General features: G+C 66.5%; 24 protein-coding genes and 1 tRNA gene. 7 read left to right on the top strand and 18 right to left on the bottom strand.

Annotated features, from left to right (window positions below):
* Nucleotides 1-93 precede the first annotated feature (93 nt).
* The 9 genes from FEK34_RS30275 to FEK34_RS28060 form a co-directional block, all read right to left on the bottom strand.
* Nucleotides 94-258 (bottom strand): hypothetical protein, encoded by a 165-nt coding sequence (locus FEK34_RS30275; RefSeq protein WP_171048444.1) that lies wholly within the window; start codon nucleotides 256-258, stop codon nucleotides 94-96.
* A complete protein-coding gene (locus tag FEK34_RS28085) occupies nucleotides 255-443 on the bottom strand; it encodes a hypothetical protein (protein ID WP_138452760.1) in 189 nt (62 codons plus the stop codon). Before FEK34_RS28085 ends, FEK34_RS30275 begins: the two co-directional genes overlap by 4 nt.
* A complete protein-coding gene (locus FEK34_RS30270) occupies nucleotides 440-577 on the bottom strand; it encodes a hypothetical protein (protein WP_171048443.1) in 138 nt (45 codons plus the stop codon). The genes FEK34_RS28085 and FEK34_RS30270 overlap by 4 nt, the downstream gene beginning before the upstream one ends.
* Nucleotides 574-738, bottom strand: coding sequence for a hypothetical protein (locus FEK34_RS30265; RefSeq protein ID WP_171048442.1), 165 nt, complete (start codon nucleotides 736-738; stop codon nucleotides 574-576). The genes FEK34_RS30270 and FEK34_RS30265 overlap by 4 nt, the downstream gene beginning before the upstream one ends.
* Nucleotides 739-910: 172 nt before the next feature.
* Nucleotides 911-1,321, bottom strand: a complete 411-nt coding sequence (locus FEK34_RS28080) for a hypothetical protein (protein ID WP_138452758.1) — start codon at nucleotides 1,319-1,321, stop codon at nucleotides 911-913.
* An 86-nt stretch (nucleotides 1,322-1,407) separates the two neighbouring features.
* Nucleotides 1,408-1,674 carry a helix-turn-helix domain-containing protein gene (locus tag FEK34_RS28075; protein ID WP_171048441.1) on the bottom strand — a complete coding sequence of 89 codons (267 nt, stop codon included), beginning with the start codon at nucleotides 1,672-1,674 and terminating at the stop codon, nucleotides 1,408-1,410.
* Nucleotides 1,671-1,916, bottom strand: a complete 246-nt coding sequence (locus tag FEK34_RS28070; protein ID WP_138452755.1) for a hypothetical protein — start codon at nucleotides 1,914-1,916, stop codon at nucleotides 1,671-1,673. Before FEK34_RS28070 ends, FEK34_RS28075 begins: the two co-directional genes overlap by 4 nt.
* Nucleotides 1,913-2,710, bottom strand: a complete 798-nt coding sequence (locus FEK34_RS28065) for a phage regulatory protein/antirepressor Ant (protein WP_138452753.1) — start codon at nucleotides 2,708-2,710, stop codon at nucleotides 1,913-1,915. Before FEK34_RS28065 ends, FEK34_RS28070 begins: the two co-directional genes overlap by 4 nt.
* Nucleotides 2,711-2,767: 57 nt before the next feature.
* Nucleotides 2,768-3,064: a helix-turn-helix domain-containing protein gene (locus FEK34_RS28060; RefSeq protein ID WP_249359686.1), complete on the bottom strand. Its 297-nt coding sequence runs from the start codon at nucleotides 3,062-3,064 to the stop codon at nucleotides 2,768-2,770.
* A 211-nt stretch (nucleotides 3,065-3,275) separates the two neighbouring features.
* Between FEK34_RS28060 and FEK34_RS28055 the strand changes: the two genes are divergently transcribed.
* From FEK34_RS28055 to FEK34_RS28035, 5 genes are all read left to right on the top strand, one after another.
* Nucleotides 3,276-4,025, top strand: a complete 750-nt coding sequence (locus tag FEK34_RS28055) for a hypothetical protein (protein ID WP_138452751.1) — start codon at nucleotides 3,276-3,278, stop codon at nucleotides 4,023-4,025.
* A gap of 69 nt (nucleotides 4,026-4,094) precedes the next feature.
* A complete protein-coding gene (locus FEK34_RS28050; RefSeq protein ID WP_138452749.1) occupies nucleotides 4,095-4,625 on the top strand; it encodes a hypothetical protein in 531 nt (176 codons plus the stop codon).
* Nucleotides 4,622-5,128: a helix-turn-helix domain-containing protein gene (locus FEK34_RS28045; protein WP_138452747.1), complete on the top strand. Its 507-nt coding sequence runs from the start codon at nucleotides 4,622-4,624 to the stop codon at nucleotides 5,126-5,128. The genes FEK34_RS28050 and FEK34_RS28045 overlap by 4 nt, the downstream gene beginning before the upstream one ends.
* Nucleotides 5,125-5,553, top strand: coding sequence for a DUF6941 family protein (locus FEK34_RS28040; protein ID WP_138452746.1), 429 nt, complete (start codon nucleotides 5,125-5,127; stop codon nucleotides 5,551-5,553). Before FEK34_RS28045 ends, FEK34_RS28040 begins: the two co-directional genes overlap by 4 nt.
* 117 nt (nucleotides 5,554-5,670) lie before the next feature.
* A complete protein-coding gene (locus tag FEK34_RS28035) occupies nucleotides 5,671-6,129 on the top strand; it encodes a hypothetical protein (protein ID WP_138452744.1) in 459 nt (152 codons plus the stop codon).
* A gap of 185 nt (nucleotides 6,130-6,314) precedes the next feature.
* Here FEK34_RS28035 and FEK34_RS28030 read toward each other — a convergent pair whose 3' ends face one another.
* From FEK34_RS28030 to crcB, 8 genes are all read right to left on the bottom strand, one after another.
* Complete coding sequence (locus FEK34_RS28030) at nucleotides 6,315-6,695, bottom strand: helix-turn-helix domain-containing protein (RefSeq protein WP_138452742.1); 381 nt, start codon at nucleotides 6,693-6,695, stop codon at nucleotides 6,315-6,317.
* Nucleotides 6,696-6,759: 64 nt separating this feature from the next.
* Nucleotides 6,760-7,929, bottom strand: a complete 1,170-nt coding sequence (locus tag FEK34_RS28025; protein ID WP_138452740.1) for a tyrosine-type recombinase/integrase — start codon at nucleotides 7,927-7,929, stop codon at nucleotides 6,760-6,762.
* Nucleotides 7,930-8,068: 139 nt separating this feature from the next.
* Nucleotides 8,069-8,141 (bottom strand) — tRNA-Ala (locus FEK34_RS28020).
* Nucleotides 8,142-8,239: 98 nt separating this feature from the next.
* Nucleotides 8,240-8,977, bottom strand: coding sequence for a DsbA family protein (locus FEK34_RS28015; RefSeq protein WP_349292444.1), 738 nt, complete (start codon nucleotides 8,975-8,977; stop codon nucleotides 8,240-8,242).
* 45 nt (nucleotides 8,978-9,022) lie between these two features.
* Nucleotides 9,023-10,363, bottom strand: coding sequence for an MFS transporter (locus tag FEK34_RS28010; RefSeq protein ID WP_138452738.1), 1,341 nt, complete (start codon nucleotides 10,361-10,363; stop codon nucleotides 9,023-9,025).
* Nucleotides 10,353-11,993, bottom strand: coding sequence for a phosphoglucomutase (alpha-D-glucose-1,6-bisphosphate-dependent) (gene pgm, locus FEK34_RS28005; protein WP_138452736.1), 1,641 nt, complete (start codon nucleotides 11,991-11,993; stop codon nucleotides 10,353-10,355). Before pgm ends, FEK34_RS28010 begins: the two co-directional genes overlap by 11 nt.
* A 47-nt stretch (nucleotides 11,994-12,040) precedes the next feature.
* Entirely contained in the window at nucleotides 12,041-12,403 is a 363-nt protein-coding gene (locus FEK34_RS28000; protein ID WP_138452734.1) for a fluoride efflux transporter FluC, read from the bottom strand.
* Nucleotides 12,404-12,506: 103 nt separating this feature from the next.
* Nucleotides 12,507-12,926 (bottom strand): fluoride efflux transporter CrcB, encoded by a 420-nt coding sequence (crcB, locus tag FEK34_RS27995; RefSeq protein WP_138452732.1) that lies wholly within the window; start codon nucleotides 12,924-12,926, stop codon nucleotides 12,507-12,509.
* A 321-nt stretch (nucleotides 12,927-13,247) separates the two neighbouring features.
* Here crcB and FEK34_RS27990 point away from each other — a divergent pair, with 321 nt between their 5' ends.
* Nucleotides 13,248-14,420: a lipase family protein gene (locus FEK34_RS27990; RefSeq protein WP_138452730.1), complete on the top strand. Its 1,173-nt coding sequence runs from the start codon at nucleotides 13,248-13,250 to the stop codon at nucleotides 14,418-14,420.
* 297 nt (nucleotides 14,421-14,717) lie between these two features.
* Here the strand turns inward: FEK34_RS27990 and FEK34_RS27985 are convergent, their stop codons facing one another.
* A complete protein-coding gene (locus tag FEK34_RS27985; RefSeq protein ID WP_432760998.1) occupies nucleotides 14,718-16,217 on the bottom strand; it encodes an MFS transporter in 1,500 nt (499 codons plus the stop codon).
* 111 nt (nucleotides 16,218-16,328) lie between these two features.
* Between FEK34_RS27985 and FEK34_RS27980 the strand changes: the two genes are divergently transcribed.
* Nucleotides 16,329-17,003, top strand: coding sequence for a TetR/AcrR family transcriptional regulator (locus FEK34_RS27980; RefSeq protein WP_249359684.1), 675 nt, complete (start codon nucleotides 16,329-16,331; stop codon nucleotides 17,001-17,003).
* The last annotated feature ends 19 nt before the right edge of the window (nucleotides 17,004-17,022 follow it).

Here is a 17,022-nt window from a genome sequence, read left to right as displayed (position 1 = left end):
CCGAGCAGTTCCGGCACCTGCACCCCGGGGAATGCGTGCGGGACACCGCGCCGCGGGCGGCCGTGCGCTCGTACGGCGCCCACCACTCGCCAGTCATGCCCGGCCCTCCGGCATGCGGCATTCCTGCTCGTACTCCTCGGCGGCCATGCGAAGCGCCCGCGCGATCTCGCAACCGCAGACGTGCTGGCGATCAGGGATCCGGACGAGGTCGACCTCTGGTGAGTCGTCGTCGCTGATGGTGATGATCGCGGCGTTCACAGCAACCCCTGGGCCTCGATGACCTGCGCGACGTGACGGAGAGCGGCAGCCGTCTGCGTAGCGGTCAGGGTGTGCTGCGCGCTGGTGGGGTGCCACTCGACCCACACCGGGGGCTCACCGGCGCGGCCGGGCCGCACCGTGGCGACGAACTCGGCGGCGAGAACGGACTCGAGAACTTCTTTCACAGCGACCACCTCGCAGCGTTGGACAGATAGACGACGAGCAGCACGACGAACACCACGGACGCGAGCAAGCCGAAGTACGCGAGCCAGAAAGCTCGGTCGTCGGCGGACAGGCGCGGCAGGTGCGGGCGGCTCATCGACGCACCGGCTTAGGGCGATCCAGCAGGGTCGGGGCGCGCCCGGCGAGTACGTCTTCCATGTGACGTGCCGAGTTGAACCCGAATGCGCGTGCGACGTGGTCGAAGTCCCACTCGGGGATCACCGCGCCGTCGCGCAGTTCGTAGACGCGGGCGCTCATCGGGCACCCGCCATCTCGCGGGCGCGGTCGATGTCGTAGCCCGCGACTGCCCGGTCGCGTTCCTTGCCTTTCATGCAGGTCGCCAAGATGATTCGCGACCCATGAATCCGGAACTCTCCCCACGGGTCCGGGACGAAGCACCGGGTATCGCAGTAGCGGCAGTACGGTCCCATCAGGCCACCGCCTCGAGGCGCACGTTGGTCAGCTCGATCAGCAGCGCGTCGGCCGGGATCGTGACGTAGCCGGGGCCGGTCAGGAAGTCGTTCGCGATGAATCCCGGATCCAGCGGGCCGCACCCATAGGTCGCGCACAGCGTCCAACCGCCACCGAACTCGCTGGTAGGGACCACGCGGTAGTTGCCCGGCGCGATCTCGGATCCGATCAACCACGCACCGTCCGAGCTGTACGGGTCGGCCCTGACCGGCAGCACGCTCGTCGGCGCGACCCATGGGGTCTCGGTGGCGTCGACGACGCGGGGCGCCGGGGTCGGGCGCGGCTCGAGCTGCGACGGATCGCACGCGGTGAGGCTGAGCACGGCGACGCCGGCGGCGACGATCAGGGCGGTACGCTTGAGCTTGAACATTCGGTTTCCTCTTTCATGGGCGTGGGTGTTCATGGCCCGTCGAGTCGCACCTCGGCGGGCCGTCTTGCGGGTACGGACGTCGCGAATCACGCAGCGCCCCTTGCGCGCCGATTCAGGCGTCGGCGGCTGGTGGGCGTCAGCCCGGCGGGGTCGGGGCGTGGCGCGACAGCAGGGGAAGCCATACCGTCGATCGCGGCGCGCAAGTCGTCCTCGGTGAGCATCCAGCGGCGCGCGACTTTGCGGCCCGCCAGGCGGCGGTCCCGGAGCTGCCGCATCAGCCAGGATTCGGTGACCCGCAGAATCGCGGCGGCTTCGGTCAGGTCGTACAGGCGCAGATCCGGCGGCGCGGTCATACCGCACCGTCCGGGGTTACATCCAGCGCGGCGCATGCGGCAGTGAGCGACTCGATCAGCGTCCGCGCCTGCGGCGCGGTGAGGTGTGCCCTCCCCCAATGGTTCTCACCGTGGTGGATGACGATCGCGATACGCTCGGCCCCGTCATCTGCGCCACCGGAAACCTCGCCGGCGCCGGATGTGACGAATGCGTCGTCGGTCTTCACGACGTCGGGCTCGGACCAGAAAACGATGTGGCTCATACCGTCACCGCCTGCTGGATGGTGCGGCCGAGCTTGCGGGCGATGAACTCGACGCCGGACGGCTGGACCCAGGTCTTGTACGAGGTGCCGTGCGTTCCGTCTTCGCGGGTGTACTCGAACGCCTTGACGTCGAAGTGGTGCATGTACTGCTGGTACGGGGTGTTCCGCAGCGCACCCTTCGCGATGAAGACCTTCGCGTTCCGGAGCTCGGCAAACAGCTTGTTCTGGCCGGTGCCAAGCATTTTCGCGACCACCCCGACGGCATAGGTTCCATCGCCGTCGATGAATCGGTCGTACCCTTCGGCGCGAGGTTCGAGGTCCTTCACGTAGGACTCCATCGCTTGCCTGGCTTTGACCTCGATTCCGAGCTGCTTCTCGGCGGCTTCACGGGCGTCCTCAGCGTCGATTACCATCTGCGCGAGCTCGCGGGTCGACGGCAGAGCCGTCGGGCGGGCCTGGTCGCGGTGGCGCTTCAGCGCCCAGAACTCGCGCACGAGCCGCTTCTTGAAGTCCTTCACCACGGCGCTGTTGCGCATGTACGTGAGCAGCAGCGTCGCGTGCTCCTCGGTCATGACGGCCACCTGCCGGTGCTGCGTGCCACCGGCGGTTTCGAAGGGTCGCGTTTCAAACGCGACCCTTCCGAACTCCTCAAAGTCGCCCAGGTTCTCGCGAATCAGCTCCATCACGTTCTTGTGCTGAATCTGCGTTCCGTCCGCGATGACCAGCGAGGTGGTCGTAGCGACGCCCTCCCTAATGTGGACCAACGAGGAGTTGTGTGGCGTAGGCTCGTTCACGACGAATTCCTTTCGTTGCTGAGGTCCTGCACCTGCTGCCCAGGTGCGGGGCCGTCTTTATGCCGCCTTCGTCTTGTTTTTCTGTCCAGTGTGTCCAGGATTTATGTCCATCCTGGTCAAAAAAAGAAGGTCGACCGGCACTCCGAAGTGGTGGGCGATGCGGAGCGCCGGGTCGGTACTGAGGGTCTTCACCTCGCCGCGGATGAGCCGCTGCATGTAGGTGTGGGATTTCCATCCCGCGATGGCTGCCAATTGCCGCTGAGAGGCTCCTTTGGTCTTCATCAGCCGCTCGAGCATCTCGCGGTTCACGAGCTCCATGTAGAGGTCTCCGATCCGGCCGATCTTCGCTGACATTGCCAATGTACTCACATCCTGTCCACAGTGTCCAGCAATTATGAACAGTATGGAACGCTTGGTGTCCACCCCGCAAGCCCTAAGACAGGCGCATATCTCCAGCTAACAACCAGTTGCAGACTGCGTATGTAAAGTCTTAGTGTCCACCAATTTGGTGCCCCCAATGTCCACCCGATTGGCCGTCGGGACGACCAGGAATGATGCTCACCGCATGGAAGAACCTCGACACGAGCTCGCCGCACTGATTGATCGCGTGCGCGACGCCAACGGCTGGTCGGACACAGACATCACCAGGCGCGCAACTGCCGAAGGCCACAAGCTGGGGAAGTCGAATCTCTCAAGGATTCGAAACACCGACGTGGTCTCGATCACGGCCTCAACGATCCGCGGGCTGGCAGCTGGCCTCGCCATTCCAGAATCAGAAGTTGCGCAGGCCGCGTTGGTCAGCATGGGCATCGACCTTCCACAGTTTGGCGAGATCGACCTTGAGACCGCCGTCAGGTTGGATGCAGACCTTTCCGTACGCGACAAATCCATGCTGCTCGATCTTCTTCGAGGCATGAGACAACCTGGCGAAACGGCCCGCCATCGCCCAATCGGCGCAGTGCGCTACCACAAGGTGACCGCCGAGGAACTCGACGCCGCGGTCGCACGAGCACTTGAGCACATGGGTGTGGCCCACGCTCGGCTCCCCTCCCATTCGCAGCCACCGTACAACCCCGAGGCCGCGCAACTCGCCGAGGAGACAGAGTCCGATCTCCACGTTGACCATTCGGCCGGGAGGCCAGACGCTGCCCCGCTCGAGCAGCCGCCGTTCGACCGTTCCCGGCTGTTGGCCGCCATGTCAGAGCCTGACCAGGAGGACCGCGCGGGCAAGTCGAGGCGTTCGCGCAGGTCGAAAGTGGACTTGGAACAGCGAGAACACGAGCTACCCGAGGACGACGACTTCCACGAACAGTAGCGCCGCGACCTGGGCAAACGGTCACATTCGGATGACGACACTGGGCAACCACACAAGGATGGTTTAGGCTTGGCTAAAGAACCGGTGGAACGGGAGTTGGTATGCGAAGGCCGCTGGTGCAGCATCTCGTATGCGATTCGACGCGACGGCACGACCGCGCCCGCAAGAGAAGTCCTGGACTACCTCAAAGAGGGCACATGGTCCGAAGGTGAGGATGTCGCGATGCATGCCGACGAACAGGTCGAAACCTACGCGGCCCTCATGCAGTCGATGCAACACTACGCCGAGCATGGCGATGGAGACCGCGAAGAATCAATGAATGGGCTCGACGACGGAATCTTCGAGTTCAAGGCCGGTCGAGCCCGGATCGCATTCTTCGACACGCCGGGCGATGGAACGTTTACGCCGCGATGGAAGATCAGCAACAGGGACGAATCACCGAACCCGGACAGCGTGACCTGGCACATCCCCGACCTTGATCCGCACATCAGGCTCTGCAACGGCTGGCCCAAACGCGGGCAGAAAACAAATCCAGGCGACATCTCATTCGCCCGCAAGGTGCGCTTCGAGGACCTAGAACACGATAGGAAACAGCGATGACTGGTCGAGAAACCGAGTACACCAGATATGCAGGAACGCCGCAGGGTGCCATCGAGCTCGCGGCCGCCGGCGCCACCGCAGAAGTATCGCGCCTGTTTCACCGCCTCGCCAAGACTTCCGGCCGCAAGCAGAACCAGGTCGCTGAGTTGCTCAAGGTCACTGAAGGCCGCGTCTCCCAAGTGCTCAACGGAGACGGCAATGTCACGATCGCCGCCCTGGCCAAATATGCCCGTGCCTTCGGCTACTCCCTGACCTTCAAACTGACCCCAGCCGAGCCTGGCGTAGATCCCCTGCCGATTGAGCAACCGCGTCGTCGGCGCAACACCGATCGGCAGGTGACCGTCTGCGAGCGCGCTTTGGAAGCGCTGGTTACTACGAGTCCGCACGTGCGAGCCGACTTCACCTATACAGGCAGCATCCAGTCACTGCTGGAGCAGTGGCACATGGGAGGACCTTCGACGCCGGCGTCCACGATCTCGACCGGCACGGGAGTGCTTCAGTGAAGCTCAACTTGATCCTGGCTGACGCCGCCCAGGAAGCGCCCGGCGGCAAATTAAGCGCACTTGGCATCGGATGGACACGCATCAAGCAGCCCGTGCCTCAATTCGCCGTGGTCGGTTTCGCCGAGATGGACCCCATCGAGGCAGAGCAACCACATAGCCTTGTGGTCGTTCTATGCGATTCGGATGGCAATCCGATCATGGGCGGTCCTGACCACGAATTGCTCCGCATCGATGCTCACCTGCAGGGCCAACTGGTCAACGACCTTGAGAAGTACGAGGTCGTTCGCCTGCAGTTCGGGATCCCGGTGCCGCCCGGCATACCGCTGGAGCCGGGCGGATACGAGTTTCGAGCGACGATCGATGGCGATCTGGACTCGGCCGCCGCGTGCCGCTTCCGAGTTCTGCCAACAGACGCGACCACGTAGGAGCTAAGGCTGGGGCGCTCCAGCACTGCCCCTGAGCCGGATTTTAGCGGAATCTCAACCGTGAAATTCTAGGCAACCTCTGGCAAACTCATTCGAACGCGTGTTCTAATCGCGGGCATGGCGCAAATCATCAGAGGATGGCACCCCTGGCGACACATCCGCGACCGCCACTCGCGCATCAGCGTGAGCTGCCACCACCCGCTCCCCCGCGATCTGCGTGCAGCCTGGACGCTCGACGGCATCTACATCGACCGGAACCTTGGCCAAGCCGCACGTCGATGCGCGCTCACCCATGAGATCGTCCACCTCGAGCGTGGCCCCGTGCCGCGAAACCCGATCCTCGCTGCGGTAGAGGAACGGATCGTCAGCGACATCGCTGCCCGCCGACTCATTCCCCTTGCGGCGCTGACCGATGCGCTGCATTGGGTCGATCTCGCTGACCGCACCGCCCTGGCCGAGGAGCTATGGGTCGACGAGCTGACGCTGCGAACGAGGCTGCACGGCCTCACCACCGACGAGCGCACATCCGTGAACGCCACGCTGATAGAGCATCGGCCATGGAACACCGACATCTGAAGTCAGCGATTCCCACTGCCACTCCGGGCATTTCTGCCTGAGCCATCAGTCGCGCCAGTTCCGAAGATGTGCCGAAGGATCGTGGCCTGCATCTCGTTGAGTGGCGCCCAGCCTGCCCGCACTTTGTCGAGCCATTCACATTCGGCGGGAGTGAATCCCACCCGATCCGGGTCTTCACCCATTGGCTACTGGCCCTCCTCAACCGGACACGATTTCGCGTAGGACTCGAGCTCGGAGTGATCGAAATAGATGCGGCTGCCATCGCGGCGCGCTATCAACTTGCCTTCCTCACGCAGCCGGTCGATCGTCCGAACCGAGATCGACAGCTGATACGCCGCTTCGGCCTTGGTGTAGCGGATCCGTCGAGAGGTAACCGACCGCGGAATCGATGCCCTATCTTCCCTTTCTGTGACCTCCGCTTTGGCCGTCGCCCTGCGCAGGTCGGCGAACGCTGTGCGGATGGCCTGCTTCTGCTGCTCGGTCAGTGGCGGAGCCTTCTCAATGTGCTTCGCGACCCATTCAGCCTTTCGCTCCTCGTACGACAGGCGTCGGCGATCTGCAGGCATGGCGCGACAATACGGCGCCAGCCTGGAAAGCCCACGGAGGCGAGAGGGCGTGGCGACGAGGCCGTTACGCCGCGCGTCCGTGTGATGCCGCGCGAACCAGAGCCCGCGACATCGCCGTCGATGCCCTCCGCCCCGATCGCCGGTCGAAGTGTCCATAGATTCCAGTCGTGGTCTGGGCCGACTCGTGGCCGAGGTGGCGCTGTACATCGGTGATCTCAGCACCGTTTGAGAGCATCCACGACGCACCTGTGTGGCGCAGATCGTGCACCCTCGGGCGCTTACCTGTGAGGGCTTCGAAGTCGTCGGCCAGCGGCTGCCAGCATTTGTTGTGGAACAGCTGGGCAGACACTCTCGTACCGTCCTTGGTGCACACGAGCAGCGCGGTCGGAGGCCGATCCAGGTCGAACCCCTCCAGGGCGATGCTCGGCACATTGATCGAACGCACGCCTCGCCGCGACTTCGGCCCGCCCAGCAGCTGCTCGGCGGTCCCGGTGTACTTCCACGCCTTGGAGACACGACAGATGTACTCGTCATCGGTTTCGGGATCGACCCTGATCGCACCCACCGGCATCGCGGTGAACTCGCTCCACCGCACACACGACAACGCGAGGAACCGCACCGACGGCTTCCACCGCTCCGGCGTCATATCCAGCAGGAGGTCGAATTCCTCAGGCTCCAAGAAGCACGGCTCGAAGTGCCGCTTCGGCAGCCGAGTGTCGTCGCACGGGTTGAACGGGATCAGGCGCCGGCGCACCGCAACCTTGAGGCAGCCGCTCAGAAACCCGTGCTTGTTCGCGATGGTCTTCGGCGCGACGCCGTCGACCTCCATGTCGGATACCCAGTCCTGGACGATGCCGTTGCGCTGATCGTCCGCAGCGCAGAGCGCGGGAAGCGGCAGGTCACCCATCACAGGACCGAGATCATTGCGCAGGTAGGCGCGGTACCGGTTTTTCTGGGCCTCGCTGATGCCGGTGAGGCCGTCGATGTAGACCGGGGCGAAGGTGTTGAGCGTCGGCTCTGTGTCGTCGGCCGCCGCTTCTTGGGCTGCGAGGATCTTCCGCGCCTGCGCGATGCCGAACTTGTCGAGTATCTTCTGCCACCGCAGCGCGGCGTCGTGATCATCGAACGAGACCGACGCTTGGACCCTTCGGCCCTTACCGGGGTCGAACTCGCGGAACAGTACCTGAGTGTAGGTCGACCCGTCTTTTCGACGGTTGACGCGGATACTCGACATCGGTGGCGCTCCGTTCGATGCCTATCAGCACCGCCCGGATACGTCCCGTGAAACCAGAAAACCGTGCAGGTGTTGATCGACTATGTTGATGGCTGCTCGAAATGAGTTACCATCCTAGCCGTGACCTGCACGGTTGCGGTGGAGCTAAGGGGACTCGAACCCCTGACCCCCACACTGCCAGTGTGGTGCGCTACCAGCTGCGCCATAGCCCCGAGTGGTGTGCCGCCGGTGTTCCCCGGCTGCCTGAACGAAGTTACACCACGTGGGGACCGGAAACCAAATCGCCTCGATACGGGGGTTGAACGGCTGGTCAGGGGGCCAGTTCGGCGACCCAGTTCTGGTTCCCGACGTCGATCTTGGTGGTGCCGTCGAAGACCGAGGGGGTGGCGGCGTCGTCGTTCAGGAGGGTGGTGAGGTCGGCGTCGGCCTTCACGGCGTTGATCTTGGCCGCGTCGAGCCGGGCGCCGGAGGTGATGCAGTCGGCGGCGGCCGGGGTGGCTCCGGTTTCCCGGGCGAGGGCGGCCAGGTCGTCATTGCTGAGGTCAGAGCCGCCTTCCTTGGGCTGGCGGGTGGTGAACAGGGCGTCGTGGAACGTGGCGTAGACGGGGCCGGAGCCGTCGGCGGCGACGCATTGCAGGGCGGCGATGGCGCGGGTGGAGTAGTCGCCGCTGGCGGATTTGTCGTCGAGGAAGTTGACGAAGCGGTACCGGACGGCGAGCTTGCCTTCGTCGAGCTTCTGGGCGATTTCCTGGCCGAAAATGTGCTCGAGCGCACCGCAGCCGGGGCACAGGGGGTCTTCGAAGACGTCGATGATCTTGGTCACGCCTGGGCGCCCGAGCACGATGGCGCCGTCGGGCTGGACCGCGGTCACCACCGCGGCGTCGCGGACGGAGCCGTAGCCGTCGTTGCGGATCTCGGCTTCGTCGTCCATCCAGCGGTAGGCCAGGAAGACGAGCAGTGCGATGAGGACCAGGGCGACGGCGCCCAGCGCGTAGGTGGTCTTGCTGGACATGGGCCGGGGCGTGTAGTTCGACGGCGAAGTGCTCACCCGCACCACTCTGCCTCGAGTCCGGGCCGACTCGCCGCAAGGGCTCTATCGCCTGCCCTTCGCCTCAGTGTCGGCGTGCACGACCTGCTCGACGGAGCTCGCCGCCACTCCCCCGCCCGGCCCACCGTCACAGGTACACGGGGCCGCCAGCTGATCGGCTTCTTCGTCGACGGTGTCTATGCGCTTCTCGACCCGTACCTCGCCGCGTTTCATCGGCTCCGGCACCATCAGCCACGCCACCGCGGCGATGGCGAGCAGCCCGCCGGTGACGGCCAGCCCCACCCCGAAGTTCAACCGTTCGGCGATGAACCCCACGGCGATCGGGCCGAGCACCGCGCCCAGATCGGCCGACATCTGGAACCCGGCCAGCACCGGCCCGCCGCGGACGTTGGGGCCGATGATGTCGGCGACGGCCGCCTGCTGCGCGGGTGTGAACATGCCGGAGCCGAGTCCGGCGACGAACGAGGACACCAGCAGCCAGAGCACATCCGGCGCCACGCCGAGCCCCGCCGTGCCGATCGCGCAGACGGTGGTGCCGACGATGAGGAACGGTTTACGACCGAAGCGGTCGGAGAGCTGCCCGGAGTAGAACAGCACCACGGCATTGCCCGCCGCGAACACCGTCAACGCGACGCCGGCCATGCCGGCGGGCTGTTCCAGCACCTCCACCACCAGCAGCGGAACCAACGCCATGCGCACGCCGAAGACCGCGGCACCGTTGGCGAAGTTGGACCACAGCACGGCCCGGTATTCCGATCGCGCGAGTCCGTCGCGGAAGCTCATGCTCGGCGGCGCGGTACCGGCGGCCTCCGGCGCGGCCAGATGCGAATTGCGCAGGTTGAGGTAGACCACCGCACACGCGATGAGCAGCGCGATCGCGTAGATCAAGAACGGCGCCCGCAGCCCGAATTCGGCCAGCAGACCGCCGATCAGTGGCCCGGCGAGCGAACCGATGAGAAAGCTCGTCGACCACAGTCCCGAGATGCGGCCACGCTGATCCGATGGCGACATCCGGATCAGCAGGGCCAGCGATGACACCGTGAACATGGTCGAGCCGATTCCGCCCGCCGAGCGCAGCACCAGCAGCTGCCAGTAGGTCTGGGCGAAGGCGCTGGCGCCGGTGGAGACCGCGACGATGAGCAGGCCGCTGGTGTAGACCCAGCGCTCACCGAGTTTCTGCACCAGCCGTCCGCTCATCGGCGCGAACAGCAGCCGCATCAGGGCGAACGCGCTGACAATCGCCGAGGCCGCCGCGAAACCGACGCCGAAGCTGCGCGCGTATTGCGGCAGCACCGGCGAGACGAGGCCGAATCCGATGGCGATGACGAACGCGGCCCCGACCAGGACCCAGATCTCGCGGGGTAGAGCTTTCGAACTAGCGGTCACTCGATAGAGCTTGCCCCACCAGTTCCTCGGCAGCCGCTTGCACCTGCTCGAGGTGCTCGGGACCGTGGAACGACTCGGCGTAGATCTTGTATTTGTCCTCGGTACCCGACGGGCGGGCCGCGAACCAGGCGTTCTCGGTGGTGACCTTCAACCCACCAAGCGGCGCGCCGTTGCCGCGGGCTCGGGTGAGCACCGCGGTGATCGGTTCGCCGGCGATCTCGGATGCGGTCACCTGCTCGGGCGCCAGCTCGGCCAGCAGTTTCTTCTGCTCGGCTGTGGCGGGTGCGTCGACGCGGGCGTAGGCGGGGCTGCCATAGCGGCGCTCGAGTTCGACGTAGCGCGCCGACGGGCTCTGTCCGGTGACGGCGGTGATCTCCGCGGCCAGCAGTGCCAGCACGATGCCGTCCTTATCGGTGGTCCACACACTGCCGTCCATCCGCAACAGCGACGCCCCCGCGCTCTCCTCACCGCCGAAAGCGAGGCTGCCGCTGAACAATCCGGGCACGAACCATTTGAACCCGACGGGCACCTCGTGCACGTCACGGCCGAGCACGCTGACCACTCGATCGATCATCGACGAGGTGACCACGGTCTTGCCGATCTTGGTGAGCGCGTCCCAGCCCATCCGGTTGGGCACCAGGTATTCGATGGCCACGGCGAGGAAGTGGTTGGGGTTCATCAGCCCGCCGTCGGGGGTGACGATGCCGTGGCGGTCGGCGTCGGCGTCGTTGCCGGTGGAGATGTCGTAGTCGTCCTTGATCGACACCAGCGAGTTCATCGCGAACCGCGATGACGGATCCATCCGGATCTTGCCGTCGGAATCCAGCGGCATGAACCGCCAGGTGGGGTCGACCAGCGGGTTGACCACCTCGAGCTCGAGGTCGTAGCGCTGGCCGATCTCCTCCCAGTAGTCGACGCTCGCCCCGCCCATCGGGTCGGCGCCGAGCCGGATGCCCGCGCCGCGGATGGCGTCGAGGTTGAGCACGCTCGGCAGATCGGCGATGTAGTGGTCGAGGTAGTCGTAGCGCTGCACGGTGGGCATGGCTTGGGCGAGGGTGCCGTGCTTGACCTCGGCGAGGCCGCCGCGCAGCAGTTCGTTGGCACGCTCGGCGATCGCGTCGGTGGCGACGGTGTCGGCGGGACCGCCGTGCGGCGGGTTGTACTTGATGCCGCCGTCGCGGGGCGGATTGTGCGACGGGGTGACGACGATGCCGTCGGCCTGGTGTTTGGTGCCGCCGCGGTTGTGGCGGAGCACGGCATGGCTGAGGGCGGGCGTCGGGGTGTAGCGGTCGCGGGAATCGATCATCGCGGTGACGCCGTTGGCGGCGAGCACCTCGAGCACCGTCGTCCAGGCCGGCTCGGACAGGGCATGCGTGTCGCGCGCCAGATAGACCGGACCGGTGATGCCGCGGGTGGCGCGGTATTCCACGATGGCCTGGGTGATGGCGAGGATGTGGGCCTCGTTGAAGGTGGTGTCCAGGCTGGACCCGCGATGCCCCGAGGTGCCGAACGACACCAGCTGCGCCGGCTCGGCCGGGTCAGGGATGCGGGTGTAGTAGGCGGTCACCAGGCCGGGGACGTCCACCAGGTCGCTCGGGCGTGCTGGCCGTCCGGCTCGATCGTGCGCCATGCTCGGATCTCCCTTCCGGGTCGGCTGTGCCCGGCTCGTCATCAGAATCATGTGAACAGCCATTCGGTCGCGGACGCGGCGGTATACACCACGGCCAGGCAGGTCGCGACACTCAGCACGATGTTGCCGAGGGCGTAGCCGTACGCACCGTCGGACACCAACCTGATCGTCTCGTAGCCGAACGTGCTGAAGGTGGTCAGCGCACCGCAGAATCCGGTTTCCGCGCCCGCCAGCAGCCAGCCGTTCGCCCCCGCCCCGATCAATGCACCGAGTAGCGCCGAACCGACAATGTTAACGGTCAACGTCCCCCATGGCAGCACGGAATCCGAACGGGCCGTGACGACGCGGTCGATGAGGTATCGCGCAGGGGCTCCGAGCATTCCGCCGAGCAGGACCCAGGCCGCCGTCATCGCGCCGCCTCCGGCCGCCAGACCTCGGCATCGATCGCCCACTGCCCCGCGCCGCGGGACGTCCCGGTCATCGCTGACCCCCTTCCGTGCCGTTCACCGTTGTTCACCGCACACTTCCAGTTACCCACCGCGCACCCGCCATGCCCGCCACCACCGCCGCCAGGCAGGTCACGATCGTGGCACCGAGATAGCCGAGCCCCATACCGACGGCACCCGATTCGAGCAGTGTACGAATCTCGGCGCTGTAGGTGGAGAAGGTGGTGAATCCGCCGAGTACGCCGACACCGAGAAAGGGGCGTAGCAGTCTGTGGGCTACCCATACCTCGGTGACGAGAACCATCAGCACGCCCATCGCGGCGCAGCCGATCACGTTGACGGCGAACGTCCCCACCGGGAAGCCATCGGGTCGCGTCGGTAGCCAGAGCGCGAAACCGTAGCGCGCCAGCGCACCAAGCCCGCCGCCCAGTGCCACGACGAGCAGCACGTGCGGATCGGCGATCCGGGCTCCGGCCCGCGATGACACGTCCCCAACCTCCTGTCCCAGCCCGGTGACCGGCCGCACCGGCGCGGCCGCGTCTACCGCGACGCTATCGGCGGCAACGGGGCCGGCCGACGGCGCGGCTGCTCGGGCGAGGCCCGTCGTTGACACACCGACCGCGGCGCAGTACGAATCGACTGAGGTCTTCGCCGAAGACCGAGCGCAGTCCACAGCCTCGTTTCGGAGTCGGTGATGGCGGCACCGCGGAGTTCACGAATACGGCGACGCCGGCACCGGTCCGAGCGCCACGCCGCACCCGAGCAAACGTTGAGCATACGGCATTCCCGGGCGCGTCGGGCGAGTCTGGTGATCCGTCGCCTGGTGCTCGCGCTCGCCGTCGCGTCTGTGCTGGCACTGGGCGATACCCTGCCCGCGGCGATGACCGTCCATTCGGCGACCGAGGCCGAACCCTTCTACTCCGAGCCCGCCGATATCGATGAGTACCGGCCCGGTGAGGTCATTCGCAGCAGGCAGGTGACCGCGGCCGGGTTCGCCGACACCACCGCGTGGCAGCTGGCTTTCCGCAGCACGAATTCGCGCGGAGAGCCGATCGCCGCGGTCACCACCGTGCTGCTGCCCACAGGCGACGTGCCGGACCGGCCGTTGGTGTCGTATCAGCCGTTCGTCAACTCGCTGGGAACCCGGTGCGCCCCATCGCATTCGCTACAGGCCGGCACGTTACGCGAAGCGCCCGCGGTGAATCTGCTGTTGTCTCGCGGCTGGGCGGTCGCGGTGCCCGACCACCTCGGACCGGACAGTGCCTACGGCGCCGCACAACTGGGCGGGCGGATCACCCTGGACGGGATTCGCGCGGTCCGGCAGTTCGAACCGGCCGCACTCGACGACAGCCCGGTGGCGTTGGCCGGTTACTCCGGTGGCGGCATGGCGACCGGGTTCGCGGCCGCCATGGCCCCGGAGTACGCACCCGAACTGCCCATTGCCGGTGCGGCGGCGGGCGGGGTGCCGATGAATCTCGGTGCGCTGGCGCGCGATCTCGGCGATCAGCCGAATCCGATGTTCGGGCTCGGGTTCGCGGCGGCGGTCGGATTGGCCCGCGAGTATCCGGCGGTCTCGCTGGAGCGGTTTCTGAATCCGGCCGGGTCGGCCCTGCTCGACCGCGTCGACGACGCCTGCATGGACGAGATCGTCCGGGCCGCGGCGGGCCTGGCCACCGACGATGTGTTCATCACACCGCCGACCGAAGATCGCGCCGCCGCACCGATTCTGCGCGACAACAGCCTGGAGACCTTCGACGGCATACCCACCGCTCCCCTGTACGTCTGGCACGGTACCGACGACATGATCTCGGCGGAGCCGGTGCGTCGGACGGCCGAACGCTATTGCGCGGCAGGCACACCGGTGCAGCTGGACTTACTCGCCGGCGCCGATCACACCGGCGCCGTCCTGCTGGGCGCCTTGCGGGCCCTGGACTATCTCGAAGGCCGTTTCGCGGGGACACCACCGCCGGTGAACTGCTGACCCGCCCGACCGACGGTGCGCCGCTACCGCAGGCGAAGCACGCACCCCCGCCGCGCACGAGATTTCGCAACGCTTCGCCGGCGTCGGCTTGCGGCCACGTACGACCGCCAGAAGGGTGCCGACATCTACCAGGGCCGGCAGCACCGCCCCGCCCCGCATCGGCAAGTACATCGACTCGACTGCGGCTCGCCCACAGCAGCTTTCCACCCGGGCACGAGGTCACCGGGCTCGGCCCCGTAATCGCACCGCCGCCCGCAGAGCCGGAAGCTCAACGGGCGGCAGTACTCCCGACAATGATCAGTGCGCGAGCACCAACTCCCCTTCCGCGGGCGCGGGCGCGGTATTGGGCAGCAGCACACCCGTCACCACGGCGCCGATCACGAAGATCGCAGTGGCCCACCAGAAGCTGGTGGTGTAGCTCTCGATCGCCGACTGCGCGACGGTCAACTGATCCGGCGTGCGGCCGACCATGTAGTCACTGGCCGCCGAGGCCGCGATGGTGCTCAGCAGTGCGGTGCCGATCGAGCCACCGACCTGCTGGCTGGTATTGATCGTCGCCGAGGCGACGCCCGCGTCCTCGTGGTGCACACCGGCCGTCGCGCCCTGGAACGCCGTGGCCATCGCGCCGCCGAGGCCGAGGCCCATCAGGATCAGGCCGGGCAGGATGTGCGTGGTGTAGCCGGTGTCCAGCCCGATCCGGGTCAGCCACGCCATACCGGCGGCGGCGATCAGGAATCCGGCGCTGACCACGATCTTCGGTCCGAGCTTCGGCAGCAGCAGCGACGGCGTGGTGGTCGAGGACACGATCATCGCGGCCACCATCGGCAGGAACGCCACACCGGTGGTGATCGGCGTGTATCCGAGGGTGAGCTGCATGTAGTAGGTCAGGAACAGGAAGATCGCGAACATCCCGATGCCCATGACGAACACGGTGAGGAACGATCCGCCCCTGGTGCGGTCGAGCACGACGCGCAGCGGCAGCAGCGGGTTCGCGACTCGGGTCTCCAGCCAGACGAATACCGCGAGCAGTGCCGCGCCACCGAACAGGAAGGCCAGGGTGACCGGGTCGGTCCAGCCGTCGGTCTCGGCGTGCGAGAACCCGTAGACGATGCCGAACAATGCCGCGGTGACCACGATGGTGCCGGGGATATCGAGCTTGGGCCGTTCGGTGACGGTGTGCTTGGCCAGCAGCAGCACCGCACCCACCAGCGCGACGGCGGCGAAGGCCAGGTTCACGAACATCACCCAGCGCCAGGAGGCCCATTCGGTGAGCACGCCGCCGAGCAGCAGGCCGATGGCGCCGCCGGTACCGGCGACCGCGCCGAAGATGCCGAAGGCCTTGGCCCGTTCGCCTGGTTCGGTGAAGGTAACGGTCAGCAGCGACAGCGCCGCGGGCGCGAGCAGCGCGCCGAACACGCCCTGGCCGATGCGGGCCGCGACCAGCATCTCGAAGTTGGTGGCCGCGCCCCCGATCGCGGAGGCCACCGAGAAGCCGACCAGGCCGACGATGAAGGTGTTGCGCCTGCCGAACAGGTCGCTGAGCCGGCCGCCCAGTAGCAGCAAGCTACCGAAGGCCAGCGCGTAGCCGGTGATGACCCATTGCCGGTCGGCGTCGCCGAAGCCGAGGTCTCGTTGCGCCTCGGGAAGCGCGATGTTCACCACGGTCGCGTCGAGCACGACCATGAGCTGGGCGACGCCGAGGACGGCGAGCACCCACCAGCGCAGTGCGTGCGAGCCACGCCTGCCTGACGTCGGTTTCTGCTGCGGGTCCGGCCCGCGTTCGATGGTGGTGGTCACGTCGCCCCTCGTTAAAAAATAAACGGAGGTAGTTCCTCCGGTTAGCTGGAACGCTGCCACAGTAACGGAGGAGACGTCTCCACTTAATCCCATCGCTGATAGCATGACGGTGTGAATCCCGCCACGACCATGCCTCCGACCCGGCGTTTGCGAGCCGACGCAGCACGCAATCAGCAACGCATCGTCGAGGCCGCCCGCCAGCTGTTCGCCGACCACGGACTCGAGATCACCCTCGACGACGTCGCCGAGCGCGCGGGCGTGGGCGTCGGCACGGTCTACCGGCGCTTCGCGAACAAGAAGGAACTCATCTCCGAGGTCTTCCAGCAGCACCTCGACGAATTCGCCGAGACCGCAGAGGAATGCGTCCGTCATCCCGATCCGTGGCAGGGCCTGGTCGAGTTCTTCGAATACGCGTGCAGGCATATGGCGACCAACCGCGGGTTCAGCGAGGTCATGCTGGAGCTCGAGGACGATCTCGAGCAGTTCGCCCGGGTGCGCGACCGGATCAGGCCGACCGTCGCCCGCATCGTCGACCGCGCACGCGACGCCGGCGCGATCCAACCCGACGTGGTTGCCTCGGACTTCTTCGCGATGGTGCACATGGTCGACGGGATCGCCGAGTTCGCCCGCCCGGTCAACGATCAGGTGTGGCGGCGCTATATGGCGCTCGTGCTCAACGGCATGCGCACCGAACGCGTTCCGCGCCAACAGCTGTCGGTGCCGCCGCTCGACGACGGCGAGGTCGAGTGCGCCAAGACCGCCCGGTGCACGGGCCGTCGCCGCTGACGCCACTTCTCAGCAAACC

The sequence above is a fragment of the Nocardia cyriacigeorgica genome, from assembly GCF_005863245.1.
GTDB lineage: Bacteria > Actinomycetota > Actinomycetes > Mycobacteriales > Mycobacteriaceae > Nocardia > Nocardia cyriacigeorgica_C.
Note: the sequence above shows the minus strand (reverse complement) of the source record. Positions and strands in the feature narration are given on the sequence as shown.